Source organism: Aeromonas bivalvium, from assembly GCF_000819765.1.
Lineage (GTDB): Bacteria > Pseudomonadota > Gammaproteobacteria > Enterobacterales > Aeromonadaceae > Aeromonas > Aeromonas bivalvium.
The window spans coordinates 83,829-109,269 of record NZ_CDBT01000020.1 but is presented as its reverse complement, the minus strand read 5'-3'; the positions used below and the strand labels follow the sequence as shown (position 1 = coordinate 109,269).

Genomic DNA, 25,441 nt, shown 5'->3' with positions numbered 1-25,441 from the left:
CCATCCATGAAAAAGCCGAACCCCAGGGTTCGGCTTTTTGTCTTTGCCATGCAGGGACGCGCTAGAAGATCCCCTTGGCCTTGACCTTCTTCATGTTGGCCACCTGGTTCGAGAGATCCTCGATGAGGGGCTCTGACGCCTCCCCGGGCATGCCCTGGGGGGCGCTGGCCAGACGCTGGATCAGCCTGTGCTGCTCGCGAATAAGCCGGGATTGCTCCTCCAGCTGGCGGGAGAGCAGTTGCAGACTGCCCGCAAGGGGGGCCAGATCCGCCTCCCCGCCCACCGTCGGCAACTTGCCCGCGATGGCCTCTGCCAGCAGATCGTGATCCAGCGGGGCAGGCAGCCCCTGCCTGAGCTCATCCCACAGCTCGGTGGGCTGCTGCTCGCCGAGGCGGCTCACTATCTCCTCCACCAGCTGATCCGGGGTCGCCATGGCCTGGGGCTGACCCAGGCGCTTCACTATTTCCTCCACCATGCGGTCACTGTTGTCCTGGCCAAGCTGGGGGGCCAGTCTGGCCACTATCTCGTCGATCAGGGTGTCGGTCGCGCCAGGGCCCGCCCCCTCTCCCAGATGGAAGCCGCAGCTGGCGAAGGCGTGACGCAGCGTGGTCAGGCTCACCTGCTCGGGCCCCAGGGCATTGGCTATCGCCTTGCACAGGTTCGGGGCCAGCACATACAGGAACATGCCGGAGAGATAGATGTCCTTGTGAAAGCGGCTCTTGGAGAAGTCGAACTCCTCGCTGCCATCCTGGATCTTGCGCGCCCGCTGATACCAGTTCTGCAGTACCCCTACCGCATAGCGATCAGACTCCAGCGCACCCGGATCCATGTAGATGGAGAAGGTCATGCGCTTGAGCTGACTACTCATCCGCAACCTCGGCCAGCTGGGGCGCCTCGCGATAGACCTCCTCCTCTTCCGTGGTATAGAGACAAATCTCCCGGGCCAGGGCGGACTGGGCATCGTCCAGCAGCTCCACCCGCTCACCCAGGGTGGGATAGGCGGCCTTGATGGCGTCAAAGATCAGCGAGGCGCCGCCCCCCACCAGATAGACACGGTTCGGGTTCTTGGCGAACTTCTTCGCCTCGTGGGCCACCTGACTGCCCAGCTCGTCGATCTTGTTCTGCATCTTCTCGAGGATCTTGGGGATCTGGCTCTCGTCGTTGACCACGTCCCGCACGAAGCCCATGTCGTGGCGGCGCTTGATGAACTCGTTGGCCACCAGATAGCTCGAATCGCTGTCGGCGGCGGCCAGGGCCTTGCGCACCGCGTCCGTCACCATGGAGACGCCGATCTCGTTGTTGCCATACACATCGGAGACATCGTCAAACTCGCCGACGATGATCCCCATGTCCAGGGTGGTGCCGCCGCAGTCGATCACCAGGGTCTTGGTGAACTCGTTGCAGCCCGAGCCAATCAGGCGGGAGAGGGCCGCAGGCAGGCTCTCCGGCATCACCTCGACGCTGACGATGTTGAACAGCTCCCCCTTGTTGAGGCTGATGGCCCGCAGCAGGTTGCGCCGCTTCTTCTCGATCTTCTCTTCGTTGCGCTGGCAATCGTCCGGGTGGTAGAACTCTGTGATGGGCAGGGTGACCGTGATGGCCACGTCGCAGGGGGCCACCCCGGTCTGCAGCAGGGCATGGTGCACGGAGAGCAGGTTCAGATCGTCGTACTGGTACTCCACGTGGGTGGTGGCCAGGGACTTGTCCGAGGTGGCGTCATAGGTGTACTTGGTATTGCCTATCTCGTAGTTGTAGATCTTCTTGTCTTTGCGCAATGCGGCGCTTTTCCAATCCTTGCGAAAGGAGTTGGGGGAGATGATGGTCTTGAGCGTCTTGTTGTCGATCCAGCTGACTTTGACGTTGGTCGAGCCATCATCGATGGCCATCTTCATTACTTCAGACATATGGGAAACACCTATGGGTAGGGCAGACAGCATGGTCCGATTGCCTTGTACCCTGCCAGGCCAAGGCGATCGGACCACTACATACACGGGTTATAAAGGCGACAAGTCTAATGGCTTTCTAAAATCCGTTGAAGCAAATCATTAAACCTCGAAGGATCTTCCGCTGGCCAGGCGTGGTGGCCCTGGGGGGTGTGGACAGTGGCGTTGGGCAGGGCGGCAAACTGCTCCACCCGCTTGGCGAGCGGCAGGTAGTCGTGACTGGTGGAGATGATGGCCACCGGCTGCCGGATGGCGCCGAGGCGGGCGCGCACCGACCAGCCTGGCAGGGCGCCGAGCAGCGCCTTGTAGGTCTTCTTCCTGTTGCTCTGCACGAAACGCAGCCGGAAGGTGCGACGCACCCGGGCGAGCTCGGGGCCGGGAAAGAGCTCGCGCCCCAGCCACCAGGCCAGCGGCCGCATGCCGAACCAGCGCAGCCACTTGAGGCGCATGGCGTAGCGTTCCTGCTCTTTTGCCGTCTCCAGCAAGAACTCGCTGAAACCGTTGACCAGCACCAGGCCGCTCACCTTGCCCGGCAGTTGCAGCGCCAGCTCCAGGGCCACCATGGCCCCGAGCGACAACCCCACCACCCAGGCGGGGCCGGGCTGCTCCTCGAGCCAGCGGGCCACGTCCGCCGCCAGGGTGGGCACATCGAAGGGCCCCTCCTGCCTGCTCTGGCCGTGGCCGCGCAGATCCAGGGCCACCACCCGGTAGCCGTGGGAGAAGTGCTCGATCTGGGCCTGCCAGTCGAGACTGGAGGAGCCAAGGCCGTGCAGCAGGAGCAGCAAGGGGCCCTCCCCCGCGCTGCGCAAGGCCAATCCATGGGATTTCATTACCTGATTGCGACGCACCCGCACTCTCCCTCTCGACTCGATAGCGGCCTCTGGCCTTGTTGCCCGGGCTGTGGCGCCACGCCCCTCAGCCCTCTCCCACCAGGCTCACCGCCTTGATATAGGCATATATCTGCTGCCCTGGCGCCAGCACCAGCCGTCTGGCGGAGCGGCTGGTGATCCGGGCCAGCAGTATCTGCTGCCCCAGCCCCAACTGCAACAGGGTTTGCCCGGGCCTCACCTCCCTCACTTCCAGCAGCCGGGTCACCAGGCAGTTGGAGAGGCTGGAGTGCGCGATGGGAGCGGTGGCGATGACCAGATCCCGCCCCGCCACCTTGATCTGCAACTCCCCTGTCTCGTCGGGGGCATGCTCCATGGTGACCATCAGGCTCTGATCCCCCAGTTGCAGGGTCGCCATCTGCTCAGCGTCGTCGTAGTGGGCCAGGGTCGCCGAGAGCATGACCCCCACATCGTCGCGGCTGGCGAGCGACAGATCGGTGCGGGCAAAGATCTCGCTCGGCCTGCCCTGGGCCTCCAGCCTGCCATCGGCCAGCAGCACCAGCTGATCGCAGAGCAGGCTCACCTCCTCCATGGCGTGACTGACGAAAATCATGGGGATGCCGCTCTCGCGCTGCAACCCCTTGAGCACATGGGCCTGATGGATGCGGCTGCGGCTATCCAGCGCCGAGAAGGGCTCATCGAGCAGCAGCAGATCCGGCTCCGCCAGCAGGGCCCGTCCCAGGGCCACCCGCTGGCGCTGGCCGCCGGAGAGGCCGTGGGCGGGCTGCCCCAGCAGATCGGCAAAGCCGAGCCGCTCCGCCAGTGCCTCGGGCTGCCAGCGCCCTCGCCCCTTGCCCGCCGCCAGTTGCAGGTTGCCGAGCACCGTCATATGGGGAAAGAGGCGGGCGTCCTGGAACACCAGGCCGATGCGGCGCGCTTCGGGCAGCAGGGCCGCCAGATCCCGCCCCTGCCAGCGCAGAACGTCCAGCGGGGCGCGGTCCAGCCCGGCGATGATGCGCAGCAGGGTGCTCTTGCCGCAACCCGAGGGGCCAAACAGGCCGAGAATGCCGCCAAGGGGCAGCGCCAGATCGCAGGCCAGGGTGAAGGGGCCGAACGCACGGCTGGCCCTGAGGTGCAGGCTCATCCGAACAACCTCCGCTGCCGGCGCTGCAAGACGCCATAGACCAGCACCAGCATCACCAGGGAGAAGCCCATCAGGCCGCCGGCCAGTAGGTGGGCGTGGCCGTAATCCATGGCCTCCACGTGATCAAACAGGGCGATGGAGAGCACTTGCGTCTCGCCGGGGATGTTGCCCCCTATCATCAGCACCACGCCAAACTCCCCCAGGGTGTGGGCAAAGCCGAGCGCCGCCGCCATCACGAAGCTCGGCAGCGTCATCGGCAGGATGATCTGAAAGAAGCGCTCAAGGGGCCCCAGCCCCAGGGTGGCGGCGGCCTCCAGCTCCTTGTTGCCCATGTTGACGAAGGCGGAGGTAAGGGGCTGCACCACGAAGGGGAGCGAATAGAGGATGGAGGCAAACAGCAGGCCAAGGAAGCTGAAGGCGAGCGGCGTCCCGAAGGTCTCCCGCCACCAGGCGCCGAGGCCGTACTGCGGCGAAAAGGCGAGCAGCAGATAAAAGCCGAGCACGGTCGGCGGCAGCACCAGGGGCAGGGCCACCAGGGCCTCCACCAGCGGCCGCAGCCTGTGCTGGCTGCGCGACAGCCACCAGGCAAGCGGCGGCGACAGCAGCAGCAGGATGGCGGTGGTGCTGGCCGCCAGCTTGAGGGTGAGCCAGACAGCCAGCAGATCCCCTTCACTCATAGAGGCCCCTCCCGGGTTTGAATGAGAAATGCGAAGCCATGGGGCGAGGACGTGGCTTCAGGGTCGAGTCAAACACCGCCAGCAGATCCCCTTCACTCATCGCCCGCCTCCCGGGTAGGTGCCGACAACCATATGCAGAGTCTCTCATTGCAAGCCGTGGCCGACCCCAGGGGCGGCCACTCGGGGTGATGCGTCAGGCCCATGCCATCACTGCGGCAAGGCATAACCCGCCGCCTCGATCTGCGCCTGTCCTGGCCCCTTGAGCCAGGCGACCAGCGCCTCCACCGCCGCCCCTTTCTTCAGCACCAGGGCCTGCTGTTCGATGGCGGGGTAATAATCCCCCGGCACGGCCCAGGCCTCGCCGGTCTTGCCCGCCTCCACCAGATTGGCCCAGGCGACGAAGCCCAGCTCGGCGTTGCCGGTGTCGACAAACTGCCAGGTCTGGCTGATGTTGGTGCCGGTCAGCACCCGATACTGCCTGGGATCGAGCTTGAGGTGGGCCAGGGTCGCCATGGCGGCGGCGCCATAGGGCGCGGTTTTCGGGTTGGCGATGGCCAGGTTGCCCTGCCAGTTGCGCAAGGTGGCCTCGTCAGGGGCCGGCCCCCCCTTCTGCCACAGGCCGAGCTTGCCGATGGCGTAGGTGAAGCGATCGCTTCCCTTGCCCTCTGCCTCCAGCTTTTGCGGGGTCTTCACATCGGCGGAGAGGAAGAGATCGAAGGGGGCACCGTGGCTGATCTGGGTGTAGAGCACCCCGGTGGCCGCCGAGCTGATGACGACGCTGTGGCCGGTCTTGGCGGTGAACGCCTTGCCGATGCGCTCTATGGTGCCCTTGAAGTTGGCGGCCACGGCCACCTTGACCTCGTCGGCCTGCACGGCTGTGGCGCAAGCACTCAGCAACACCACGGATAACAGCTTTTTCATTCCCTTACTCCTGTTTAAACCTGTGTCTGTTTGCAGCTCTGTCACGGGGATCCTGACGAATTTACTCCCCTTGTTGCCAGCGGGCAGCGGCGTCGTTGTCGCTATCCTTGGCCTCGACCCAGCGTTGGTCCCCCTCTGCGGTCAGTTCTTTTTTCCAGAACGGTGCCCGGGTCTTCAAAAAATCCATGATGAAGTGGCAGGCCTCGAAGGCGGCGTCCCTGTGGGCGCTGCTCACCGCCACCAGCACGATCTGATCCCCAAGCAGCAGATCGCCGATGCGATGAATGAGGGTGCACTCCTGCAGCGGCCAGCGGCCACGGGCCTCGGCGACTATGTTCGCCAGCGCCTTCTCGGTCATGCCGGGGTAGTGCTCAAGGGAGAGCCCCAAGACCTGCTCCCCCTGATTGAAGTCCCGCACCTTGCCGACGAAGGTGACGATGGCACCGCTGTCGTGGCGGGTGGCGAGGCGCTCATACTCCTCCCCCAGGGAGAAGTCGGCCCGCTGCACCAGAATGCGATCGGTCATGGTTGCCTCGCTCATCCTCAGCCTCCCGTCACCGGTGGGAAGAAGGCGACTTCATCGCCATCCTTGAGCGGCGTCTCAAGCGGCACCAGGGTCTGATTGACCGCCACCAGCAGCTTGCCGGATTCGAGTGCCAGGGCCCATTTGTCGCCCCGCTCGCACAAGGCAGCGCGCAGCGCGTCGGCACTGGCGTAATCGCAAGGCAGGCTGAGCTCGTCGCAGCCCACCAGCTCCCTTACTTGCGCAAAAAACAGTACCTTTATCATGCTTTTTCTCCTGCATCCGACCCCAGCTGGAAGTGGCCGGACTTGCCGCCCTTCTTCTCCACCAGCCTGACGTGCTCGATCACCATGTCCTTTTGCACCGCCTTGCACATGTCGTAGATGGTCAGTGCCGCCACGGACGCCGCGGTGAGCGCCTCCATCTCCACCCCTGTCTTGCCAGAGAGCTTGCAGAGGGTGCGGATATGGACCCTGTCGTGCTCGGGCTGGGGCTCAATCTCCACCTCCACCCGGGTCAGGGCCAGGGGATGGCACAGGGGAATGAGGTCGGCGGTCTTCTTGGCCGCCATGATGCCGGCGATGCGGGCGGTGGCGAACACGTCCCCCTTGTGGTGCTGGCCGCCGAGGATCAGGGCCAGGGTGGCGGGGGCCATGGTCACGAAGGCCTCGGCCCGGGCCTCCCGCTGGGTGACCTGCTTGTCGGTGACATCCACCATGTGGGCCTCGCCGCTCTGGTTGAGATGGGTCAGGTTCATCTGCTCTCCTCGGGGATGACGTTCAAAGGTGGGAGACAAAGTTGCACGGCTGGGTGCGGGCATCGAGCTGATCCCGAATGAGCTGCTCCCAGCCGAGTCGGCAGGCGCCGGTGGAGCCCGGCAGGCAGCAGATCAGGGTCTTGTTGGCCAGCCCCGCCAGGGCGCGGCTCTGCATGGCCGAGCCTTTTATCTCGGCAAAGGAGAGCTGGCGGAACAGCTCGCCAAAGCCCTGCACAGTGCGCTCGAACAGCACGCCGACCGCCTCGGGCACCCGGTTCTGCTCGTTGAAGCCGGTGCCGCCGTTGACAAGCACCACCTGCACCCCTTCATCGGCGATCCACTGGCTCACCTGGGCCCGGATCCGGAACAGGTTGTCGGCCAGCAGGGCGCGATCGGCCAGGCGGTGGCCGGCCTCGGTCAGGGCGTCGACCAGATAGTCGCCCGAGCTGTCATCGGCGGCGGTGCGGCTGTCCGACACCGTCAGAACGGCAATGTTGAGGGGAAGAAAAGTCCGGTTCTGTTGTGCCATGGTCTGACTCCGTTACTGCACAGAAGGCGGCCCGCTTGCGCCGGGCGAGTCGCCGATTCTAACAAAGGTTGATGGGAAAGGGGGAGTTTCATCCGGGGTGGGAGCCCGGTCTGCCCGGGGCAAGACCCCGACGCAAAGAGGCCGGGATCCCCCGGCCTCTCGTTCTGGGTGGGCGGGATCAGAATCCCTTGACCCCTGTCATGTCGGGCAGCTGGTGCGCTATCCCCTTGTGGCAGTCGATGCAGGTGTTCTCACCGCTGGCCAGGTTGGTGGAGTGCATCTGGGCGGCGCGCCTGCCTTGCAGGGAGAAGTCCATGTACTCGAAGTTGTGGCAGTTGCGGCACTCGCGCGAATCCGTGTCCTTCATCCGCTTCCACTCCCGCTCCGCCATCTCCCGGCGATGGGATTCGAACTTCTCGCGGGTATCCACCTTGCCGGTCATCTTGCCCCACAGCTCCTTGGATGCCTGCACCTTGCGAATGATCTTGTAGGTCCATTCGTGGGGCACGTGGCAATCGGGGCAGCTGGCGCGCACCCCGGAGCGGTTGGCGTAGTGGATGGTATCGCGGTACTCCACGAACACATTGTCCTTCATCTCGTGGCAGCTGGTGCAGAAGGCCTCTGTGTTGGAGGCCTCCATGGCGGTGTTGAAGCCGCCCCAGAAGATGACGCCGCCGAAGAAGCCCATCATCAGCAGTACCCAGAGCGCCGCCTTCGACGGTGACTTGAAGGTGACCCAGAGTCGCTGTAAAAAGCCGGGTAATTTCATCTGTGGACTCCTCAGTTCAGGGCTTCATTCAAGGGGGACTTGAAGGTGTCTCGAAGGCACTGTAAAAAGCCGGATAATTTCATCTATGGACTCCTTAGTTCAGGGCTTCGACCGGCTTGAAGCTGTTGCCCACCAGCGGCTTGGCATCCGCTTGCGGCACATGGCACTGCAGACAGAAGTAGCGACGGGGCGACACTTCCCCCAGGGTCATGCCGTCCCGGGCCTCGAAGTGGGTGGGGCTTATCTTGGGGGCCTTCATGACGCTGGCATTCTTGAAGCTGTGACAGGCCAGGCACTTGTTGACCTTGGTGTCTATCTCGTAGTTGCGAATGTCATGGGGGACCAGCGGCGGCTGATGCATGTACTGGCGATCGTAGAGGTCGCCGTCCTTGCGAAAATTCTTCAGCTGGGCAGCCGGGGCCTCCACCGCCAGATCCGCACTGTTGCGCAGTGACTTGACGCCGCCGCTCTCCGTGGTGATCTGCCCCTGGGCGGCCATCAGACTCCCCGCCATCAGGCAGGCCAGCATTGCTCCAATCAGCTTCTTCATTATTGATTCTCCGAACATTTTTCCACAAAGGGCCAATCAGGCCCCCTGGGCAGCGAGCCCGTGCCCCCGCAAACGGGGGGCAGGGGCGCTTATCTCCCGTCGCCTCAGGCCTTGACGACCTTGACCGCGCACTTCTTGTAATCCGTCTCTTTCGACAGCGGATCCGTGGCATCCAGAGTCAGCTTGTTGACCAGCTGGCTGGCATCGAAGAAGGGCATGAACACCAGCCCCTTGGGCGGACGGTTGCGGCCGCGGGTCTCGACGCGGGTCTTCACCTCGCCTCGGCGGGAAGAGACGATCACCTCTTCGCCACGGCGCACGCCGCGAGCCTTGGCATCTTCCGGGTGCATGAACAGCACCGCATCCGGGAAAGCGCGATAGAGCTCGGGTACCCGGCGGGTCATGGTGCCGGTGTGCCAGTGTTCCAGCACACGACCGGTGGAGAGCCACATGTCGTACTCTTTATCCGGTGCCTCGGCGGCCGGTTCATAGGGCAGCGCGAAGATCACCGCCTTGCCGTCGGGCTTGCCGTAGAAGCGCACCCCCTCGCCCGCTTTCACATAGGGGTCGAACCCTTCGCGATATCGCCACAGGGTCTCCTTGCCGTCCACCACGGGCCAGCGCAGGCCGCGCGCCTCGTGATACTGATCGAAGGGCGCGAGATCGTGACCATGACCGCGACCGAAGGAGGCATACTCCTCGAACAAGCCCTTCTGCACGTAGAAGCCGAAGTGCTCGGCCTCGTCGTTCAGGGCCCCCTTGCTCTGCTCTTTCGGGAACTGGTTCACCTGGCCGTTGGCGTAGAGCACCTCGAACAGGGTCTTGCCCTTCACTTCCGGCATCTTGGCGATGAGCTCCGCCGGCCACACTTCTTCCACGGTGAAGCGCTTGGAGAACTCCATCAGCTGCCACAGGTCGGACTTGGCTCCTTGCGGCGCCTTCACCTGCTGGTGCCAGAACTGGGTACGGCGCTCGGCGTTGCCGTAGGCCCCCTCTTTCTCCACCCACATGGCGGTGGGCAGGATGAGGTCGGCCGCCTGGGCGGTCACGGTCGGATAAGGGTCGGAGACCACGATGAAGTTGGCCGGGTTGCGATAACCGGGCAGCCCCTCCTCGTTCATGTTGGGGCCGGCCTGCATGTTGTTGTTGCACATCACCCAGTAGGCGTTGAGCTTGCCGTCCTTGAGCATGCGGTTTTGCAACACGGCGTGATAGCCCACCTGCTCGGGAATGGTGCCTTCCGGCAGTTTCCAGATCTTCTCGGCGATGGCGCGATGTTTCGGGTCTGTGACCACCATGTCCGCGGGCAGGCGGTGGGCGAAGGTGCCCACTTCCCGCGCCGTGCCGCAGGCGGAGGGCTGGCCGGTCAGGGAGAAGGGACCCGAGCCCGGCTGGGAGATCTTGCCGGTCAGCAGGTGGATGTTATAGCAGAGGTTGTTGGCCCAGACGCCGCGGGTGTGCTGGTTGAAGCCCATGGTCCAGTAGGAGACCACCTTCTTGTCCGGATCGGCATAGATCTGGGCCAGCTTCTCCAGCTTGTCCTTGGGGACGCCGGAGAGCTTGGAGACGGACTCCAGGTCGTAATCCGCCACGAATTTCGCGAAGTCGTCGAAGCTCATGGGGGTCGAGTCGCCGCTGTCCGGGTTCTTGGCTTTCTGCTGGGTCGGGTGAGTCGGACGCAGGCCGTAGCCGATGTCGGTCACCCCTTTGCGGAACTGGGTGTGCTTGTTGACGAAGTCCCAGTTCACCTTGTCGTTCTGGATGATGTAGTTGGCGATGTAGTTGAGGATCGCCAGATCGGTCTGGGGCGTGAACACCAGGCCGTTGTCCGCGAGCTCGAAGCTGCGGTGCTCGAAGGTGGAGAGCACATGTACCTGCACATCCGGGTGGGAGAGGCGGCGATCCGAGATGCGCGACCAGAGGATGGGGTGCATCTCCGCCATGTTGGAGCCCCAGAGCACGAAGGCGTCCGCCTGCTCGATGTCGTCGTAGCAGCCCATGGGCTCGTCCATGCCGAAGGTACGCATGAAGCCGACCACCGCGGACGCCATGCAGTGACGGGCGTTGGGATCCAGGTTGTTGGTGCGAAAACCCGCCTTCATCAGCTTGGCGGCGGCATAGCCTTCCCATACGGTCCACTGACCCGAGCCGAACATGCCGACCGCGGTCGGGCCCTTCTCCTTGAGGGTGGCCTTGAACTTCTCGGCCATGATGTCGAAGGCCTGATCCCAGCTGATGGGGGCGAACTGGCCATTCTTGTCGAACTTGCCGTTGGTCATGCGCAGCATGGGCTGGGTCAGCCTGTCCTCTCCATACATGATCTTGGAGAGGAAGTAGCCCTTGATGCAGTTGAGACCGCGGTTGACCGGGGCATCGGGATCCCCCTGGGTCGCCACCACGCGGCCAGCCTGGGAGCCCACCAGCACGGAACAGCCGGTGCCGCAGAAGCGGCACGGCGCCTTGTCCCAGGTGATGGCGGTCTTGTCGGTACTGGTGATCAGGTTCGCCGCCAGGGTGGGGGCGCTGACACCGGCCACAGCCGCCGCGGCTGCGACCGCGTTGGCCTTCATAAAGTCGCGTCGACTCAGCTTCATGACATTTCCTCACATTGCTTATCGTTGTTATCAAACTGGTGGTAGATGAGACCGGCAGAGAGCACCCCTGGCATGGCCTGGATGGCATCGATGGCCGCCATGATGGGCCGCTGACTGGGTCCTTCCAGGGTGACCACCAGCTTGCCCTCCTCGCTGATCACATGCACTTCGGCCCCGTCGAGGGCGCCAATCTGCTCGGCGAGCCGATGGCGCAACATGGGCTGGGTCAGCACCACCAGGCTGGAGACGTGATACTCCTGCTCCGGGTGCTCATCGGCGGAATGGGATTTCATTCGTGCTCCTTGTGGGCCGGGCTGGCCACCTTGATGCTGCCCACCGGGCAGTCGCCGACACAGGCACCGCATCCGGTGCACAGGGCCGCATCCACGCTCGGGGTGGGGACACGCCCCAAGACGGGGATAAAGCGGATCGCCCTCGCCTCGCAACTGTCCTGGCAACGCTGACAATAGACCTGACCATTGGCCAGGCAGCCTTCGGTTATCTGTGCAATATAGTCCCAGGGACGCTGATCCCTCGGGCGAAACAGGGGCTCCTGGCAGGCGCTGGCACAGTCACCGCAGAAGCTGCACTCGCCCAGGCCCAGGTCGAGGGCGGGAAAGCCGCCATCGCCCTTGATGATGATCTGCTCCGGGCAGGCACTCAGGCAGTCGCCACAACGGCTGCAATCGGCAACAAATTCGGGCCAGGGCAGTGACCAGGGCAGTTGGACGGCGGGGGCCGCAGCCTTGAGATGGCCGCGTAGCAGGTGTCGGCGTGACAGGTTTACCCCATCGGACATATCCACTCCTTGTGAGCCCCGAAAGCCCGACATCGCCAGGCGAAAGAAGAAGGGTATCTTGAATACCTATTCTGATAGTGGGCCTATATTGCGGACTCAACAAGCGGAGGGATATACCACCAGGGGGATAAACAGGGGGGATTATTGCGCTGGATCAAACCCTTGGCGCAAATAACAAAAAGGGATATCCCGCAGGATACCCCCAATGAGGTGATGGGATCGCAACCTGAGCCGCCGCTGACTCAACCGCCGATGGAGGCGAGGTGGGGCGTCATGCCGGCATTGCCCTCGTGCAGGTGATGGGTGGCCGCCTTGCCGAGCAGAGCGGTGCGGATGCGCTCGATCAGCGCATCCTGCTGCTCGTCACCCGCCAGCAGATCCCGCAGCGCCACCCCCTGCTCGCCAAACAGGCACAGGTGCAGCTTGCCCACGGAGGAGACCCTCAGCCGGTTGCAGCCGGCGCAAAAGTCCTTGCTGTAGGGCATGATGAGGCCGATGCGCCCCCGGGAGGCCGGGTGCTGGAACACCTGGGCCGGGCCGTCGTCCACCCCCCGCAGCTGGGTCAGCCAACCCTGGGCCAGCAGTCTCGCCTTGATCTGCTCGCCACTGACGTGGCGATCGCGAAACAGGCTGTCCATCTCGCCGGTCTGCATCAGCTCGATGAAACGCAGGTCGATGGGTTTGTCGCGGATCCAGGCCAGGAAGGCATCCAGTTGATGATCGTTGAGCCCCCTGAGCAAGACGGCATTGACCTTGACCGAGGGGAAACCCGCCTCGAGGGCGGCCTCTATCCCCGCCATCACCTCCTCCAGCTTGTTCTCGCCGGTGATCTGGTGGAACTGGCGCGGATCCAGGCTGTCGACGCTGACATTGAGGGCCGTCAGGCCGGCGGCGCGCCATTCGCCCGCCCGCTCTTTCAGGCGATAGCCATTGGTGGTCATGGCCACCTTGTCGATGCCCGGGGTATTGGCCACCGTCTCTATGATGCGGGTGAAATCACGGCGCAGGGAGGGCTCGCCCCCGGTCAGGCGCACCTTGCGGGTGCCCATGGCGGCGAAGCCGGACACGATGCGGCGGATTTCGTCCAGGGAGAGAAACGACTTGCGCCCATCCGAAGGGCGGTAACCGTCCGGCAGGCAGTAGGTACAGCGAAAATTGCACACGTCGGTGACCGACAGGCGCAAATAGTAAAAGCGACGGGAAAAACCATCTTCGAGTGGCAACATAAACACCTTTCCAAATACGGGAGGCCAGGGCATTTCTTTCCTGACCCTTACAGCGCGATACCTCGGCTGTCGGCGATTCCCCCCCTATCCGAAGACTTAGGTGAAAATGCTCGGAGTTCATCTAGTTTTTCGATGCTAGCACAACTTCGAGTACACTCCCACGCAACTTATGGGGTATTTCGAAGGGGTAGCGGCGCCATGGGACAATGGTTCAGAGTGCATTCGGTCAGCAGCGCCATAGGCCGCTCCATGATGCTGATCCTGTTCATGGCGAGCCTGATCGCCCTGGTGGCCATGGTCACCCTCTTCTACTCGGTGCCGGACGCCAAGGCGATCAACCTGTCGGGTTCCCTGCGGATGCAGGCCTACCGCATGGCCTACGAGATTGGCCAGGGCCAGGCCGCCATCAAGCGCCTGGAGCAGTTCGAGCAGACCCTCAACGCCGAGGAGCTGCAAGAGACCCAGCGCTGGATCACCCCGGCGGCCCTGCGTCTGACCTATGGCGAGGTGTTGCGCCAGTGGCAGCTGATGCGCGGCCACATAGAGCAGGCCACACCCCAGCGTTACATAGACAACACGGAGCAGTTCGTCGCCGCCATCGATGATTTCGTCAACCAGATGCAGTATCACGTGGAGTTCAAGGTGCGCATGCTGGCCCTGGCCGAGGGATTGGGGCTCATCGCCATCATCACTATCGCCTGGTTCACGGTGCGCTTCACCCGCCAGCAGGTGGTAGCGCCCCTCAATCAGCTGGTCCATTGCGCCCGCCAGATCCAGCGCCGGGAGTTCGATCTCACCCTGCCCCCCCACTGTGACAACGAACTGGGGGAGCTGTCAGGCGCCTTCGCCATCATGGCCACCGAGCTTGGCAAACTCTATCGGGACCTGGAGAGCAAGGTGGAGGAGAAGACCGCCAAGCTGCAGCAGGCCAACGACACCCTCTCCTTCCTCTACACCACGGCCCAGAAGCTGCACGCCGCCCCCCTGAGCAGCCATACCCTGCAGAAATTGCTGGACAGGGCCGCCGCCCACCAGCAGATAGCCCACATCCGCCTGACCCGCTTCGAGCACGACGCCATGCCCGTCTACCTGACCGGGCGCAGCGGCTGGCCCGGGGATCTCGAGGCCATGGAGCACTTCGACCTGCAGATGGGGGACAGGGAGTTTGGCCGCCTCGACCTCATCAGTCGCCACCCCATCGACGAACGGCTGATGAAGAACTTCTCCATGCTGCTGGCCCAGGTGCTGCACAAGGATCAGACCCTGTTGCAGCAGCAGCGACTGCTGCTGATGGAAGAGCGCGCCGTCATCGCCCGCGAGCTGCACGACTCCCTGGCCCAGGCCCTCTCCTACCTCAAGATCCAGTCCACCCTGCTCAAACGGGCCTTCGCCAAGGGGGACAACGACAAGACCCAGGCCGCCATGGAGCAGATCGACGAGGGGCTTGGCAGCGCCTACCGCCAGTTGCGCGAGCTGCTCGGCACCTTTCGCCTCAGCATCGGCGATGTCAATCTCGGCGAGGCGATCGGCGTCATGCTCGACCAGCTCAAACCCCAGACCCAGGCCGAGATCAAGCTTCATTACGGTCTGGCCCACGCCAACCTGGAGGCGGGTCAGCACATCCACATTCTGCAACTGATCCGTGAGGCAGTGCTCAATGCCATCAAGCACGCCAACGCGCAACTGATTGATGTTAGCTGTGAGACCCTCGCCGATGGTAACATCCAGATACAGATCACCGATGATGGAGTCGGGATCGGCCACGCCCGCTCGGCCATCAACCACTATGGCCTCAGCATCATGAACGAGCGGGCCAGCAAGCTCCACGGGGAGCTGACGATCGGCAACGGTCACCCCAAGGGCACCCGGGTGCACCTGACCTTTCCCACCAGCCTAACAAGAGATGCCTGATGGACGAGATGAAATACACGGTTCTGGTGGTCGATGACCACCCCCTGATGCGCAAGGGGATAGTTCAACTCCTGGCGCTGGAAGAGAATATGGAGCTATGCGGCGAGGCATCCAACGGCACTGATGCCATCGCCATGGCCAAAGCGTCCGAACCGGACCTGATCCTGCTCGATCTCAACATGAAGGGCCTCTCCGGTCTGGATACCCTCAAGGCCCTGCGCGCCGAGGAGATCACCTCCAGGGTGGTGATCCTGACCGTGTCGGACGCCCGCCAGGATGTGGTCGCCCTGCTCAAGGCCGGCGCCGATGGCTATCTGCTCAAGGACACAGAGCCAGAGGCGCTGCTGGCCCAGCTCGGCGAGGTGATGACAGGTCAGCAGATCCTGAGCGAACCGCTGCGTCCCTACCTGGAGAACATCTACGAGCTGGATCACTTGCAGCAGAAGCTGGAGAGCTTAACGCGTCGCGAAATGCAAATACTGCGCGAGATTGCAAAGGGCCTCTCCAACAAGCAGGTCGCTTCCGTGCTCCATATCTCCGAGGGCACCGTCAAGGTACACGTCAAGAGCCTGCTCAAGAAACTCGAGGCCCAGAGCCGGGTCGAGGCCGCCGTCATGTACCTGGAACAGCGCCACTAAGGGCCATTTCTCCCCCCAAAAAGCCACCGCCAGGTGGCTTTTTTCATCCTCTGGCACAGTCGCTGCATTGTCATATTCAGCAATGACTCAATGGAGGACGGAACATGAAAAATACCCAACTTGCACTGTTCCCTTTGCCGTCCCACATACTGCCGGGCGGCAAGCTGCCACTGCGATTGTTCGAGCCGCGCCACCTGCAGATGCTCAAGGAGTCGTTCGAACAAGACCGAGGCTTTGGCATAGTGATGGAAGAGGCGACCTCGGCGGGCACCGCCGGGCGCATACTCCCCGTTGGCACCCGGGTCAAGGTGACCGACTTCTATACCCTCAATGACGGTCTGCTGGGGGTCACGGTACTGGGGCTGGATCGCTTCTGCATCCACAGCATGACCACAGACGCCCTGGGGCTGTGTCGCGCCGAGGTGGAGCCTCTGCCCAACTGGCCCAGCATCCACAGCGACTTCAGCGACGATCTGCTGGCCGACCGGCTGCGAGAGGTGTTCGAGCAATATCCGGAACTCGATGAGCTCTACCCGGACAAGCAGTTCGAAGACGCCACCTGGCTGTGCCAGCGCTGGCTGGAGATACTGCCCATGCCCATCTACGAGAAGCAGATGCTGATCGCCAAGCAAAATAGCGAGGCCGCCAGACAGTTCCTTCGTCGCTTGATTGCTCGCTGACGGGATAAGGCCAAGGCCATCCGGATCCTTGATGCCTTGCTGACGGGGTGCTGACAGGACAAGGATGGGGTGTTGGCCACTGACAGCAAGCGCCGGGAGAAGGGTCCGACGAGACCGATTGCATAATGCGAAAAATCTCATAATGAAAAGAAGATATTCGCAATTTGCAAATATCACCTGTCAAACACCGGCAGGTGCCCGCGGTGAATGTTCAGCTGAGGCCTGATCCAGCCCGCCATCGCGGCACATGGTTCGACATGGAAAAGTTGGCACGTATTTTTCATATAGCTTTATACAACCCGATTTATCCCGTGCTCTCTTCAGTATTTGCTGAAGAATTGGTCAACTACCCAGTTGACCATTTTTTTTGCCTGCCATTCCCCTCTTCCCCGTCCACTCTGCCCCCTCACCATGACGGCGCCATGACATTCAGCAGTGTCGTTGCAGGCAGTCACGCAGCCGGGCGAGGCTGATGGGTTTGGCCAGGAAGTCCGTCATGCCTGCGGTCAGGCAGCAGGCCCTGTCTTCGGCCATGGCATTGGCGGTCAGCGCCACTATGGGTATGTGGTAACCGAGCTCGCGCAGCAAGCGGGTCGCCTCCAGTCCATCCATTTGCGGCATCCGCATGTCCATCAGGATGAGATCCGGCGCCTGCTCCGCCACCTGGGCGAGGGCCTCCAGGCCATTGCCGGCAAGCCGCACCCGGCTCACCAGCTTTTCCAGCATGAGGGAGACCACCAGCTGATTGATGGGGCTGTCTTCCACCACCAGCACGTCCAGGGGACGCAATGCGTTGCTGGGCGGGCTCGCCCGCACCTCGCTCTCGCAAGGCAGGCCCAGACCGGGCAGGGAGAACCAGAAGCAGCTGCCGACACCTAGCCGGCTGGTGAGACAGAGCTCGCCCCCCATCAGGGCGACCAGCCGCTTGCTGATGCTCAGGCCAAGGCCGGTGCCGGCGCGGTGGCGAGTGGCCGAGCTGTCGACCTGGGTGAAGGGCTCAAACAGGCGGGCCTGATCCGCCTCGGCGATGCCGATCCCCGTGTCCTGCACCTCGACTCGCAGGCACTCGTCCCGCCAGCCGATCTTGAGCACCACGCCCCCCTGTTCGGTGAACTTGAGGGCATTGCCGAGCAGGTTGTTGATGATCTGGGACAGGCGCACGGGATCGGCAAACAGAGCCTCGGGCAGGGCCTCATCCAGCTCGCAGGTCAGGGTGAGTCCCTTCTCCCTGGCCTGAGCCTGCCAGGGTTCCATGATGGCCTGGCTGAGGGGACGGGGAGTGAATCGCTCGCAGTGCAGCGCCAGGCTGTGGGCCTCTATCTTCGAGAAGTCGAGCACGTCATCTATGATGGTCTGCAGCAGCCTGGCCGAGTGGGAGGCGTGATCCAGCAAGGTCTGCTGGGCCGGGGCCATCCCCTCGTGCTGCAGCAGATCCAGCATACCCATCACGGCGTTCATGGGAGAGCGGATCTCGTGGGTCATCATGGCCAGGAACTGGGACTTGGCCCGGTTGGCGGCCTCGGCCTGATCCCGCGCCTGAGCCAGCTCCTGCTCTCGCCTTATCTGGCGCCCTATGTCGCGCGCCGTGCCACTGTAACCGCAGAAATGGCCCTGCCTGTCGAACAAGGGTTCGGCGTTCACCTCCATCCAGCGCACCAGGCCGCCGGCATTGATGCGTACCCGTTCGGCGCGGATGGCTTGGCGCCCCTCCACCAGGCGGCGGTACTTCTCCCACGGCTCCCCTTCCCGCTCATGGGTCACCTCGTAGAGGCTGCGACCCGTCTCCATGGTCATGACTCCCCCCTCATAGCCGGGGGCAGAGACATAACTGAGCCTGTGCTCGCCATCGGTTTCCCAGAACCAGTCCGAGGCCATGGCGGCGAAGCGGCGAAACCGGCGCTCGCTCGCCTGCAGCTCCCGGGTCTTGAGCGCCACCTGTTGCTGGAGCCGGGCCCGATAGGCGATGTTGACCAGAGCCTGGGAGATGAGGGGCTGGCAGCGGGCCAGCGCCGCCTTGCTCTGCAGATCCAGCCCTCCCCTGACCGAGTGGCGGCAGAGCAGTATGCCGGTAAAGCCCGGGGCATGCAGGCCGGTCAGCATCAGGCTGGCCCAGCCCGGCTTGCCCGCCAGCCCGGCAAATTCGGGCAGCTGGGCCGGGTCATAGATGACCAGGGTCTCCCCCTCCAGGGCCCGGGCGAAGAGGGAGGAATGCCGCCAGCCCTGGCCGCACTCGGCGGGCTCTGTGCTCAGATGGGTGACGCCGGCCTCCCCTTCCCAGCTCAGAACATCCGCCTGCTCGAAGCCGATGAAGGGTTGCAGACTGCGGATCAGGCTCAGCAGCACCTGCTCCAGGGTGCGGGCATCGGCCAGGGCGCCGAGGCCGGCCAGCAGGGTCTGGGACTCCTGACGGTACTGGGCCTCCCGGGCACGGCAATGGACCAACTCCACCAGGGTTGCTTGCAGCTTGTCGTTCAGGGCTTCCAGCGCCTTGCTGTCACTGCCCGCCTCAGGATGCATCGGCACCTCCCAGCAACACCACGGCGGAGACCATGAGGTTGCCATGGGCCAGCTCCCCATGGGGCAGCCGTCCCTGCTCGCCAAAGGTGAAGGGGGTAATGAAGGGGATGGCCCCCAGCTGCGCCTCGAGCAGGCTGCCAACCCCCTGGATCCGCTCCCCCAGGGCGAGCCGGGAGCCGGCGCAGAAGATGAGCAGGGCCCCCAGGGGACGCACGGCGTCGCAACCACCGTAGCCGGGTGCTATGTGCGCCGCCAGGCTGCGGGCCAGCAACCCCTCGGCGCTGCCATGCATCAATATCAGCCGCTCCCCCGGCTCGATGGCGGTGAAGAGCCGCAGGCCGCCCCGGGCCGTGACGGCCTCGGGGTGGGAGAGCTTGTAATAAGGCACCCCATCCAGGGTGCCCCGCTGGCGCGCCAGGGGGGCCAGGGTGCTCTGGCCCAGGATGGGCCCCACCGGAAAGGGGGGCAGGCCGCGCCAGTTGGCATAGACCCAGGCAGCCGGCGCCCCATCTATGGTCAGCACCTCGCGCCCGTCGCACGCGGTCACCAGACCATGCCGGGCGGTGACCAGATAGCCGGAGTGGAACTGAAACGCCAGCTCGCAGTCGGGATAGAGCAGGGCCAGCACCACCCCCTCTCGCCCCTCCCCCCCTTGCCAGCAGAGCTGCCAGTCGCCGCGGATGGCATCATCTGCGGCCGAGCCCCCCACCACGGGCACCCGGCACCCGAACTCCTCCTCGATGGCCGCGAGCAGCTCCTCCTCCCGACCCGGGCTCGCGTGCAGCAGCACCATGGCCGGCAGCTCGCCGGGGCGTCCCGCCTCGGCCATGGCGCCGTGCAGCAGGGCACGCATGTCGACCGCCTCCCCCAGCCCCCCGGCTACCCCGTAGCACCCCTTCTCATCGAACAGGGCCGCCACCGCCAACCCCCAGCCATGGGCACTGTGATAACCGCTCTGGGTCTGCACCCCGTGGCAGGAGCTGCAACCTATGAGGCGGACATGGGGGTAGCGCCCGGTCAGCGCCTGACGCAGAACGCAGGCATCGTGGGCCTGGGTAAAATAGACGATCAGCAGGGATGGTGCGGCGGCAGGGGCCAGTTCCTCGAGGCGATCGCACACCTCGCGGCAGGCGAGGGCCGAGCTGGCTGCGAGGGAGTGAGCCGTCAGAAAGTTCACTGCTATCTCCTGTTGGGTCTCATTGGTCGATGGGGCAGTCAAGACAGCGGCACGCCCGCCAGAATGTGACGGATCACGCCTTCCCCGCCATGAGCAAGAAAATCAGGTGCAGCAACCAAGCAAAAGTCATACCCTTTGCAAAAAAATCCCGCCCCCCTTCTAGGGGCGACGCCGGGGAGCACAACAACATGAGGCCCATCATGAGCCTGCACGGGGACACTTATGTGGCAGAAAAATATCAATGACTTCCAGCGGGTGGTGGCTATCGGCGGTGGCCATGGTCTGGGGAGGGTGCTCTCCTCCCTCTCCTTCCTGGGTGCCCGCCTGACCGGCATAGTGACCACCACGGACGATGGCGGCTCCACCGGCCGGTTGCGCCAGAGCCAGGCCTGCATCGCCTGGGGGGATATGCGCAACTGCCTCAACCAGCTGGTGACCGAACCCAGCATCGGCAGCATGCTGTTCGAACACCGTTTCGCCGGTCGGGGCGAGCTGGCCGGGCACAACCTCGGCAACCTGATCCTGCTGGCGCTGGACAACCTGTCGGTACGTCCCCTCGACGCCATTCGTCTCATCAGCAACATGCTGAAAATAGAGACCCAGTTGCTTCCCATGTCCGAATTTCCCACCGACCTCTGTGCCCGCACCGCCTGCGGCAACCGGATCCTGGGGGAGGTCTCCATCGACCAGCTGGAAAGCCCGCCCCTCTCCCTCTCCCTCAGTCCCAGGGTCACCGCGACCCGGGAGGCGGTACAGGCCATCGCCGAGGCCGAGATGATCATCCTGGGCCCGGGCAGCTTCCTCACCTCCATCATGCCCCCCCTGCTGCTGGAGGAGATCGCCCAGGCCATCAGCCAGAGCCGGGCCCGACTGGTGTTCATCACCAATCTGGTGGCCGAGCCGGGCCCCGCCGGCCAGATGGATCTCATGACCCAGTGGCGCTGGCTGGAGCAGCAGATTGGCAGCGGCCGCATCGACGCCATCATAGGCCCGCAGGGTCACTACCCGGCGGCGCTCGATGGCCTGCTGATGACGGCCGAACTGGGGGAAACCGCCCTGCCCCATCGCCACGACAGGGCCAGGTTGAAGGCGGCTCTGGACAAGGCCATCCATTGGCGCAGCCATCACTGATCACGGCGTGTCACCGCTACTGGCGGCCCAGAACCAGGTGACCCCCTGGCATTGGCGCAGCCAGCACCGACGCCTGTCTCACGCAAGGGCGCACCTGAGCAAGGGGATGGGAGGCGGCTCAGGCCGGGGGACGGCAGTAGTCGTGCAACTGGGTGAAGACCTGGGGCAGGGATTGCTGCAACTGGCCGATGAGCAGGCCGCTCTCGGCGCTATCCTGGCGCTTGCAGGCCTGCTCCAGGGCGATCACCTGTTGCAGGCTCTGGCGGGCACCATAGCTGGCGCAGGAGGATTTGAGGCTGTGAGCGAGTCGCCCCAGGGAGTGCCACTGGGCCTGTTCGAACAGGGGTGGCAGCTGGGCCAATTGCTCCCCCACCTCCTCGATAAATACCTCGATCACCACGGGCATCATCTCTTCGCCAATGTCTTCGGCCAACTGGGCCAGAACCGCCTCGTCCAACAGTGTCATCTTGCCTCCTGCAATGTGGTACCCAAATAGAACATACAACGCTATCGGCTAACAAGGGAGTCAAATCGTCCCCAAGAGAGCGACGCGCGCAGGATGGCAAAAGTGTGATCGGGCTCAATAATCGCGCACATATAGCCCCAGGGTCTCGTCGGAGCCGCGACAAAGGGGTTGCAACAAAATTAACAATCAAGCAACAATGCACCCCATGAGACAGAGCACGGCTCGACAACACCTCATCCCTTTTTGCCTGTATGGCTGCTGCGAAGAACCAGGGTAGATATCTACCCTGGTATTTTTTTAGACCGGATTGTCGATGTCTATGAAGATCACCTCGAGCCCATGCTCGGCGGCCAGCCACTCCCCCAACGCCTTGACCCCGTAGCGTTCGGTCGCATGATGACCGGCGGCGAAGAAGTGCATCCCCATCTCGCGGGCCGTGTGTATGGTCTGCTCCGATGCCTCCCCCGAGATGAAGGCATCTATGCCCTGTTCGGCAGCCAGGGTGATATAACTCTGGCCGCCCCCGGTACACCAGGCCACTGTCTCGATGAGGGCGGGGCCGCTCTCGCCGCAGTGCAGCGGCGTGCGCCCCAGCCGCTCTCCGATCCTGGCCGCCAGGGCCTCTCCGCTCATGGGCTCGGCCAGCTTGCCGACCATGGCGACGCTCTTCTTGTCCCAGGGCTCCAGGCCGCGGCGTACCTGGATGTCCAGCAGGCGGGCGAGCTGGGCGTTGTTGCCCAGTTCAGGGTGAACATCCAGGGGGAGATGATAGGCAAACAGGTTGATGTCGTGGCTGAGCAAGGTCTTCAAGCGGCGCTGCTTCATGCCGGTGATCACCTCGGACTCCCCCTTCCAGAAGTAACCATGGTGTACCAGGATGGCGTCGGCCCCCTGGGCCACGGCGGCGTCGATCAGCGCCTGGCTGGCGGTGACCCCTGTGACTATCTTGCGGATCTCGTCGCGACCCTCGACCTGGAGGCCATTGGGACAGTAGTCCTTGATGGCGTGGGGTTCGAGCAGCGTATTGAGCAGATTGGTGAGTTTTTGGCGGCGGATCATAGGCCCCTCTGTGCCCTCACGGGCGCGATGACAAAAGGCCATGATAATCGAGCCCGCCGACCAAGGCCATGGCGGCGGGTTCGAGGCGGTGGGCAGCGACTCAGACGGGCAGCGGGATCCCGGCCTCGCGCATCTGCGCCAGCTTGTAACGCAGGGTGCGCGGGCTGATGCCAAGGCGCTCGGCCACCGCCTTGCGACTGCCATTGCAGTCGTGGAGGGTGTCCAGGATGATCTGGTGCTCCTGCTGCTTGAGCTCGCTGCCGAGTCGATCGCCGCACAAGGGACGCTCGGGTTCGGCTGCGACGCCCTGCGGCCCCTCCCCTGGCTCCCCCGCCAGGGCCGAGAAGGCCTCCTCGGCGCCGGGCTCCAGGATCAGCTGGGAGGCGCCTATCTCGCCCTCGGTGGAGAGGATCAGGGCCCGTTGCACCACGTTGTCCAGTTCGCGCACGTTGCCGGGCCAGGGGTGCGCCAACAAGCGGGCCGCCGCCTGGGCTGCCAGCCTGGGGGTCGGCAGGCCCTGCTGCTGGGCATGGAGCGCCAGCAGGTGCTCCGCCAGGGGCAGGATGTCGCCGGGCCGCTCGCGCAGGGCGCGCCAGCGCAGGGGGAAGACGTTGAGTCGGTAGTAGAGATCCTCGCGCAAGCGCCCCTCCTGCACCGCCTTGTGCAGATCCCGGTTGCTGGTGGCGATGACCCGCACGTCCAGGGGGATCATCTTGCGGCTGCCGAGTCGCTCCACCTCTTTCTCCTGCAGCACCCGCAGCAGCTTGGCCTGCAAGGAGAGATCCATCTCGGTGACCTCATCGAGCAGCAGCGTGCCCCCCTGGGCCTGCTCGAACTTGCCGGGACAGCCCTGAACGGCACCGGTAAAGGCCCCCTTCTCGTAGCCGAACAGGGTCGCCTCCAGCATGTTTTCCGGGATGGCGGCACAGTTGATGGCCACGAAGGCCTGCTCGCTGCGGGGGGAGTTGTCATGGATATAGCGGGCCAGCACCTCCTTGCCGGTACCGCTCGGCCCGGTCACCATCACGGTGGCCTCGCTGCGGGCGACCCGGGTCGCCAGCTGGAACAGTTCGGCGCTGCGGGGATCCCCGTAGACCACGGCCCGCTTCTCCACCCGCTGGGCCGGCACATAGCGACTCACCTGATTGAGCAGCACCTCGGGGGAGAAGGGCTTGGCCAGATAGTCGATGGCCCCTTCCCGCATGGCGCGCACGGCGCCATCTATGTTGGCATGGGCCGTCATCAGCAGCACGGGGATCTGGGGGTAGGCCTGGCGGATGTTGCCCAGCAGGGTGAGGCCATCCATGCCCCCCATCTGAATGTCGGAGATCACCATGTCGAAGGGCTGACGCGACAGGGCCAGCAAGGCCCGCTCGCCGCTCTCGGCCTCGCGGCACTGGTAGCCCCCGAGCATCAGGGTATCGATCAGCGCCTCGCGCAGACCGGAGTCGTCTTCCACCACCAGGATACGGGCTTGCGTCATGCGACACCTCCAAGCTGCTGCGGCTGTTGATGCAAGGGGAACGAAAGGGTGAAGCAGCTGCCGTCACCGGGGACGGAGGCGACCTTGACCTCCCCCTGATGGGCGCGCACCACGGACTGCACCACCGCCAGCCCCAGGCCTGTGCCCTGGCTGCGGGTGGTGAAGAAGGGCTCGAAGATCTGGGCGAGCTGCTGATGGCTCATGCCCTTGCCGTTGTCTATCACCCTCAGCTCGACCCGGTTGTCGCAGCGCACCGCGCTGACCATGAGGGAGTCGGCGCCCGCCTGGGCACCGTTGGCGATCAGGTTGTTGATGGCACCCGCCAGGGCGCTGCTGTTGGCCAGCAGGCAGAGATCCGGCTCGGGCGCCTCCATGTGCAACCGGCAACCCTGCTGTTCACAGAAGACCTCGGCGCCGGCCTGCACCTCGGCCAGCAGCCCCTGGACCGAGAGGGGGGCCACCACCTGGCTCTCGCCACTGCGGGCAAACAGCAAGATGTCCCCTATCTGCTTCTCCAGATCCTGCAGCCTGGCCATCAGCTTCTGCTGAAACAGGATGCGGGACTCGGGTTTCAGGGTGCGGTTGGCCAGGTTGGCGCCATAGAGCATGGCCGCCGACAGGGGGGTGCGGATCTGGTGGGCCAGGGAGGCCGCCATGTTGCCCAACGCCGAGAGGCGTTTCATGTGGTTGACCCTGTCTTGCAGACGGCGGGTCTCGGTGAGGTCGGTGAGAAACACCAGCTGGCCGGGCTGATCCGGCAGCGGCTGGGTCGAGAGCTGCACCCGGCGGCCATCTCGCAGGGAGATCTCGTGGCCATCGTCGTCCCGTGGCTCGAAGCAGCGCCCTATGATGGCACGCCAGCTCATCCCCTCCAGGGGCTCGCCGAGCAGGGCATGGGCGGCGGGATTGGCCCGGGTGATGATCCCCTGACCGTCGAGCAGGAGCACCCCGGTCGGCAATGCCGTGAAGATGGCATAGAGCTGACTGACTTCGTGGGACTGGACCGGGTTGTCTTGCTGCTGGCTCGTCATAAACCTGACCTCAAACAAAGAATGCGATCAGGTTATTCAAATTCTATGCCATGTGATTTATTTGATATAAATCATGCAGTTAAAAATAT

26 protein-coding genes and 1 riboswitch are annotated in these 25,441 nt (G+C 64.0%); of the genes, 4 read left to right on the top strand and 22 right to left on the bottom strand.

The genetic code is table 11. The features are described 5' to 3' along the window. Nucleotides 1-61: 61 nt before the first annotated feature. The 16 genes from BN1119_RS08065 to moaA form a co-directional block, all read right to left on the bottom strand. Nucleotides 62-868 carry a hypothetical protein gene (locus BN1119_RS08065; protein ID WP_244463700.1) on the bottom strand — a complete coding sequence of 269 codons (807 nt, stop codon included), beginning with the start codon at nucleotides 866-868 and terminating at the stop codon, nucleotides 62-64. Next, on the bottom strand, nucleotides 861-1,904 hold the full coding sequence (parM, locus tag BN1119_RS08060) for a plasmid segregation protein ParM domain-containing protein (RefSeq protein ID WP_111872934.1): 1,044 nt from the start codon (nucleotides 1,902-1,904) through the stop codon (nucleotides 861-863). Before parM ends, BN1119_RS08065 begins: the two co-directional genes overlap by 8 nt. Nucleotides 1,905-2,011: 107 nt before the next feature. Next, complete coding sequence (locus tag BN1119_RS08055; RefSeq protein WP_041996297.1) at nucleotides 2,012-2,791, bottom strand: alpha/beta fold hydrolase; 780 nt, start codon at nucleotides 2,789-2,791, stop codon at nucleotides 2,012-2,014. A gap of 67 nt (nucleotides 2,792-2,858) precedes the next feature. Next, nucleotides 2,859-3,914, bottom strand: coding sequence for a molybdenum ABC transporter ATP-binding protein (gene modC / locus BN1119_RS08050; protein WP_041996294.1), 1,056 nt, complete (start codon nucleotides 3,912-3,914; stop codon nucleotides 2,859-2,861). Beyond that, nucleotides 3,911-4,591, bottom strand: a complete 681-nt coding sequence (gene modB, locus BN1119_RS08045) for a molybdate ABC transporter permease subunit (RefSeq protein ID WP_041996291.1) — start codon at nucleotides 4,589-4,591, stop codon at nucleotides 3,911-3,913. Before modB ends, modC begins: the two co-directional genes overlap by 4 nt. A gap of 207 nt (nucleotides 4,592-4,798) precedes the next feature. Beyond that, on the bottom strand, nucleotides 4,799-5,512 hold the full coding sequence (gene modA / locus BN1119_RS08040; protein ID WP_041996288.1) for a molybdate ABC transporter substrate-binding protein: 714 nt from the start codon (nucleotides 5,510-5,512) through the stop codon (nucleotides 4,799-4,801). Nucleotides 5,513-5,573: 61 nt separating this feature from the next. Continuing rightward, nucleotides 5,574-6,053, bottom strand: coding sequence for a molybdopterin synthase catalytic subunit MoaE (moaE, locus tag BN1119_RS08035; protein ID WP_041996285.1), 480 nt, complete (start codon nucleotides 6,051-6,053; stop codon nucleotides 5,574-5,576). A gap of 2 nt (nucleotides 6,054-6,055) precedes the next feature. After that, entirely contained in the window at nucleotides 6,056-6,301 is a 246-nt protein-coding gene (gene moaD / locus BN1119_RS08030) for a molybdopterin synthase sulfur carrier subunit (RefSeq protein WP_041996282.1), read from the bottom strand. Further along, the gene (gene moaC / locus BN1119_RS08025) at nucleotides 6,298-6,792 is read right to left on the bottom strand and encodes a cyclic pyranopterin monophosphate synthase MoaC (RefSeq protein ID WP_041996279.1); all 495 of its coding nucleotides are present in this window, start codon (nucleotides 6,790-6,792) and stop codon (nucleotides 6,298-6,300) included. The genes moaD and moaC overlap by 4 nt, the downstream gene beginning before the upstream one ends. A gap of 22 nt (nucleotides 6,793-6,814) precedes the next feature. Beyond that, the gene (gene moaB / locus BN1119_RS08020; protein ID WP_041996276.1) at nucleotides 6,815-7,321 is read right to left on the bottom strand and encodes a molybdenum cofactor biosynthesis protein B; all 507 of its coding nucleotides are present in this window, start codon (nucleotides 7,319-7,321) and stop codon (nucleotides 6,815-6,817) included. A gap of 178 nt (nucleotides 7,322-7,499) precedes the next feature. Further along, nucleotides 7,500-8,090, bottom strand: a complete 591-nt coding sequence (locus BN1119_RS08015) for a cytochrome c3 family protein (RefSeq protein ID WP_041996274.1) — start codon at nucleotides 8,088-8,090, stop codon at nucleotides 7,500-7,502. Between the two features lie 94 nt (nucleotides 8,091-8,184). Continuing rightward, nucleotides 8,185-8,640 carry a nitrate reductase cytochrome c-type subunit gene (locus BN1119_RS08010; RefSeq protein ID WP_041996271.1) on the bottom strand — a complete coding sequence of 152 codons (456 nt, stop codon included), beginning with the start codon at nucleotides 8,638-8,640 and terminating at the stop codon, nucleotides 8,185-8,187. 104 nt (nucleotides 8,641-8,744) lie between these two features. Then, nucleotides 8,745-11,234, bottom strand: a complete 2,490-nt coding sequence (gene napA / locus BN1119_RS08005) for a nitrate reductase catalytic subunit NapA (protein WP_041996268.1) — start codon at nucleotides 11,232-11,234, stop codon at nucleotides 8,745-8,747. Further along, on the bottom strand, nucleotides 11,231-11,527 hold the full coding sequence (locus tag BN1119_RS08000; RefSeq protein ID WP_041996266.1) for a chaperone NapD: 297 nt from the start codon (nucleotides 11,525-11,527) through the stop codon (nucleotides 11,231-11,233). Before BN1119_RS08000 ends, napA begins: the two co-directional genes overlap by 4 nt. Beyond that, complete coding sequence (gene napF, locus BN1119_RS07995) at nucleotides 11,524-12,033, bottom strand: ferredoxin-type protein NapF (RefSeq protein WP_041996264.1); 510 nt, start codon at nucleotides 12,031-12,033, stop codon at nucleotides 11,524-11,526. Before napF ends, BN1119_RS08000 begins: the two co-directional genes overlap by 4 nt. 242 nt (nucleotides 12,034-12,275) lie before the next feature. Further along, a complete protein-coding gene (gene moaA, locus BN1119_RS07990) occupies nucleotides 12,276-13,259 on the bottom strand; it encodes a GTP 3',8-cyclase MoaA (protein ID WP_041996261.1) in 984 nt (327 codons plus the stop codon). Beyond that, nucleotides 13,247-13,387, bottom strand: a riboswitch (molybdenum cofactor riboswitch). It overlaps the preceding gene by 13 nt. Before the next feature lie 70 nt (nucleotides 13,388-13,457). On the opposite strand from moaA, the gene narQ reads away from it, so the two are divergent. The 3 genes from narQ (at nucleotide 13,458) to BN1119_RS07975 (ending at nucleotide 16,488) form a co-directional block, all read left to right on the top strand. Next, on the top strand, nucleotides 13,458-15,170 hold the full coding sequence (gene narQ / locus BN1119_RS07985; RefSeq protein WP_041996258.1) for a nitrate/nitrite two-component system sensor histidine kinase NarQ: 1,713 nt from the start codon (nucleotides 13,458-13,460) through the stop codon (nucleotides 15,168-15,170). Next, nucleotides 15,170-15,808, top strand: a complete 639-nt coding sequence (narL, locus tag BN1119_RS07980) for a two-component system response regulator NarL (protein WP_041996255.1) — start codon at nucleotides 15,170-15,172, stop codon at nucleotides 15,806-15,808. The genes narQ and narL overlap by 1 nt, the downstream gene beginning before the upstream one ends. A gap of 104 nt (nucleotides 15,809-15,912) precedes the next feature. Then, on the top strand, nucleotides 15,913-16,488 hold the full coding sequence (locus BN1119_RS07975) for an LON peptidase substrate-binding domain-containing protein (protein ID WP_041996251.1): 576 nt from the start codon (nucleotides 15,913-15,915) through the stop codon (nucleotides 16,486-16,488). 429 nt (nucleotides 16,489-16,917) lie between these two features. Here the strand turns inward: BN1119_RS07975 and BN1119_RS07970 are convergent, their stop codons facing one another. Beyond that, a complete protein-coding gene (locus BN1119_RS07970; RefSeq protein WP_041996248.1) occupies nucleotides 16,918-19,005 on the bottom strand; it encodes a PAS domain-containing hybrid sensor histidine kinase/response regulator in 2,088 nt (695 codons plus the stop codon). Then, a complete protein-coding gene (locus BN1119_RS07965; RefSeq protein WP_041996596.1) occupies nucleotides 18,995-20,188 on the bottom strand; it encodes an FIST signal transduction protein in 1,194 nt (397 codons plus the stop codon). Before BN1119_RS07965 ends, BN1119_RS07970 begins: the two co-directional genes overlap by 11 nt. A gap of 216 nt (nucleotides 20,189-20,404) precedes the next feature. Here BN1119_RS07965 and BN1119_RS07960 point away from each other — a divergent pair, with 216 nt between their 5' ends. Next, nucleotides 20,405-21,313 carry a gluconeogenesis factor YvcK family protein gene (locus BN1119_RS07960; protein WP_041996245.1) on the top strand — a complete coding sequence of 303 codons (909 nt, stop codon included), beginning with the start codon at nucleotides 20,405-20,407 and terminating at the stop codon, nucleotides 21,311-21,313. A gap of 118 nt (nucleotides 21,314-21,431) precedes the next feature. Here the strand turns inward: BN1119_RS07960 and BN1119_RS07955 are convergent, their stop codons facing one another. From BN1119_RS07955 to BN1119_RS07940, 4 genes are all read right to left on the bottom strand, one after another. Next, entirely contained in the window at nucleotides 21,432-21,779 is a 348-nt protein-coding gene (locus BN1119_RS07955; RefSeq protein WP_041996242.1) for an Hpt domain-containing protein, read from the bottom strand. 297 nt (nucleotides 21,780-22,076) lie between these two features. Continuing rightward, the gene (locus tag BN1119_RS07950) at nucleotides 22,077-22,838 is read right to left on the bottom strand and encodes a Nif3-like dinuclear metal center hexameric protein (RefSeq protein ID WP_041996239.1); all 762 of its coding nucleotides are present in this window, start codon (nucleotides 22,836-22,838) and stop codon (nucleotides 22,077-22,079) included. Nucleotides 22,839-22,938: 100 nt separating this feature from the next. Further along, nucleotides 22,939-24,321 (bottom strand): sigma-54-dependent transcriptional regulator, encoded by a 1,383-nt coding sequence (locus BN1119_RS07945; RefSeq protein WP_041996236.1) that lies wholly within the window; start codon nucleotides 24,319-24,321, stop codon nucleotides 22,939-22,941. Beyond that, nucleotides 24,318-25,352 carry a sensor histidine kinase gene (locus BN1119_RS07940; protein WP_041996233.1) on the bottom strand — a complete coding sequence of 345 codons (1,035 nt, stop codon included), beginning with the start codon at nucleotides 25,350-25,352 and terminating at the stop codon, nucleotides 24,318-24,320. The genes BN1119_RS07945 and BN1119_RS07940 overlap by 4 nt, the downstream gene beginning before the upstream one ends. Between the last annotated feature and the right edge of the window lie 89 nt (nucleotides 25,353-25,441).

Bases quoted from the DNA above. Each gene is read 5' to 3' on its own strand.
- BN1119_RS08065 (WP_244463700.1), bottom strand. From the start codon at position 868: ATGAGTAGTCAGCTCAAGCGCATGACCTTCTCCATCTACATGGATCCG.
- parM (WP_111872934.1), bottom strand. From the start codon at position 1,904: ATGTCTGAAGTAATGAAGATGGCCATCGATGATGGCTCGACCAACGTC.
- modC (WP_041996294.1), bottom strand. From the start codon at position 3,914: ATGAGCCTGCACCTCAGGGCCAGCCGTGCGTTCGGCCCCTTCACCCTG.
- modB (WP_041996291.1), bottom strand. From the start codon at position 4,591: ATGAGTGAAGGGGATCTGCTGGCTGTCTGGCTCACCCTCAAGCTGGCG.
- modA (WP_041996288.1), bottom strand. From the start codon at position 5,512: ATGAAAAAGCTGTTATCCGTGGTGTTGCTGAGTGCTTGCGCCACAGCC.
- moaE (WP_041996285.1), bottom strand. From the start codon at position 6,053: ATGAGCGAGGCAACCATGACCGATCGCATTCTGGTGCAGCGGGCCGAC.
- moaD (WP_041996282.1), bottom strand. From the start codon at position 6,301: ATGATAAAGGTACTGTTTTTTGCGCAAGTAAGGGAGCTGGTGGGCTGC.
- moaC (WP_041996279.1), bottom strand. From the start codon at position 6,792: ATGAACCTGACCCATCTCAACCAGAGCGGCGAGGCCCACATGGTGGAT.
- moaB (WP_041996276.1), bottom strand. From the start codon at position 7,321: ATGGCACAACAGAACCGGACTTTTCTTCCCCTCAACATTGCCGTTCTG.
- BN1119_RS08015 (WP_041996274.1), bottom strand. From the start codon at position 8,090: ATGAAATTACCCGGCTTTTTACAGCGACTCTGGGTCACCTTCAAGTCA.
- BN1119_RS08010 (WP_041996271.1), bottom strand. From the start codon at position 8,640: ATGAAGAAGCTGATTGGAGCAATGCTGGCCTGCCTGATGGCGGGGAGT.
- napA (WP_041996268.1), bottom strand. From the start codon at position 11,234: ATGAAGCTGAGTCGACGCGACTTTATGAAGGCCAACGCGGTCGCAGCC.
- BN1119_RS08000 (WP_041996266.1), bottom strand. From the start codon at position 11,527: ATGAAATCCCATTCCGCCGATGAGCACCCGGAGCAGGAGTATCACGTC.
- napF (WP_041996264.1), bottom strand. From the start codon at position 12,033: ATGTCCGATGGGGTAAACCTGTCACGCCGACACCTGCTACGCGGCCAT.
- moaA (WP_041996261.1), bottom strand. From the start codon at position 13,259: ATGTTGCCACTCGAAGATGGTTTTTCCCGTCGCTTTTACTATTTGCGC.
- narQ (WP_041996258.1), top strand. From the start codon at position 13,458: ATGGGACAATGGTTCAGAGTGCATTCGGTCAGCAGCGCCATAGGCCGC.
- narL (WP_041996255.1), top strand. From the start codon at position 15,170: ATGGACGAGATGAAATACACGGTTCTGGTGGTCGATGACCACCCCCTG.
- BN1119_RS07975 (WP_041996251.1), top strand. From the start codon at position 15,913: ATGAAAAATACCCAACTTGCACTGTTCCCTTTGCCGTCCCACATACTG.
- BN1119_RS07970 (WP_041996248.1), bottom strand. From the start codon at position 19,005: ATGCATCCTGAGGCGGGCAGTGACAGCAAGGCGCTGGAAGCCCTGAAC.
- BN1119_RS07960 (WP_041996245.1), top strand. From the start codon at position 20,405: ATGTGGCAGAAAAATATCAATGACTTCCAGCGGGTGGTGGCTATCGGC.
- BN1119_RS07955 (WP_041996242.1), bottom strand. From the start codon at position 21,779: ATGACACTGTTGGACGAGGCGGTTCTGGCCCAGTTGGCCGAAGACATT.
- BN1119_RS07950 (WP_041996239.1), bottom strand. From the start codon at position 22,838: ATGATCCGCCGCCAAAAACTCACCAATCTGCTCAATACGCTGCTCGAA.
- BN1119_RS07945 (WP_041996236.1), bottom strand. From the start codon at position 24,321: ATGACGCAAGCCCGTATCCTGGTGGTGGAAGACGACTCCGGTCTGCGC.
- BN1119_RS07940 (WP_041996233.1), bottom strand. From the start codon at position 25,352: ATGACGAGCCAGCAGCAAGACAACCCGGTCCAGTCCCACGAAGTCAGT.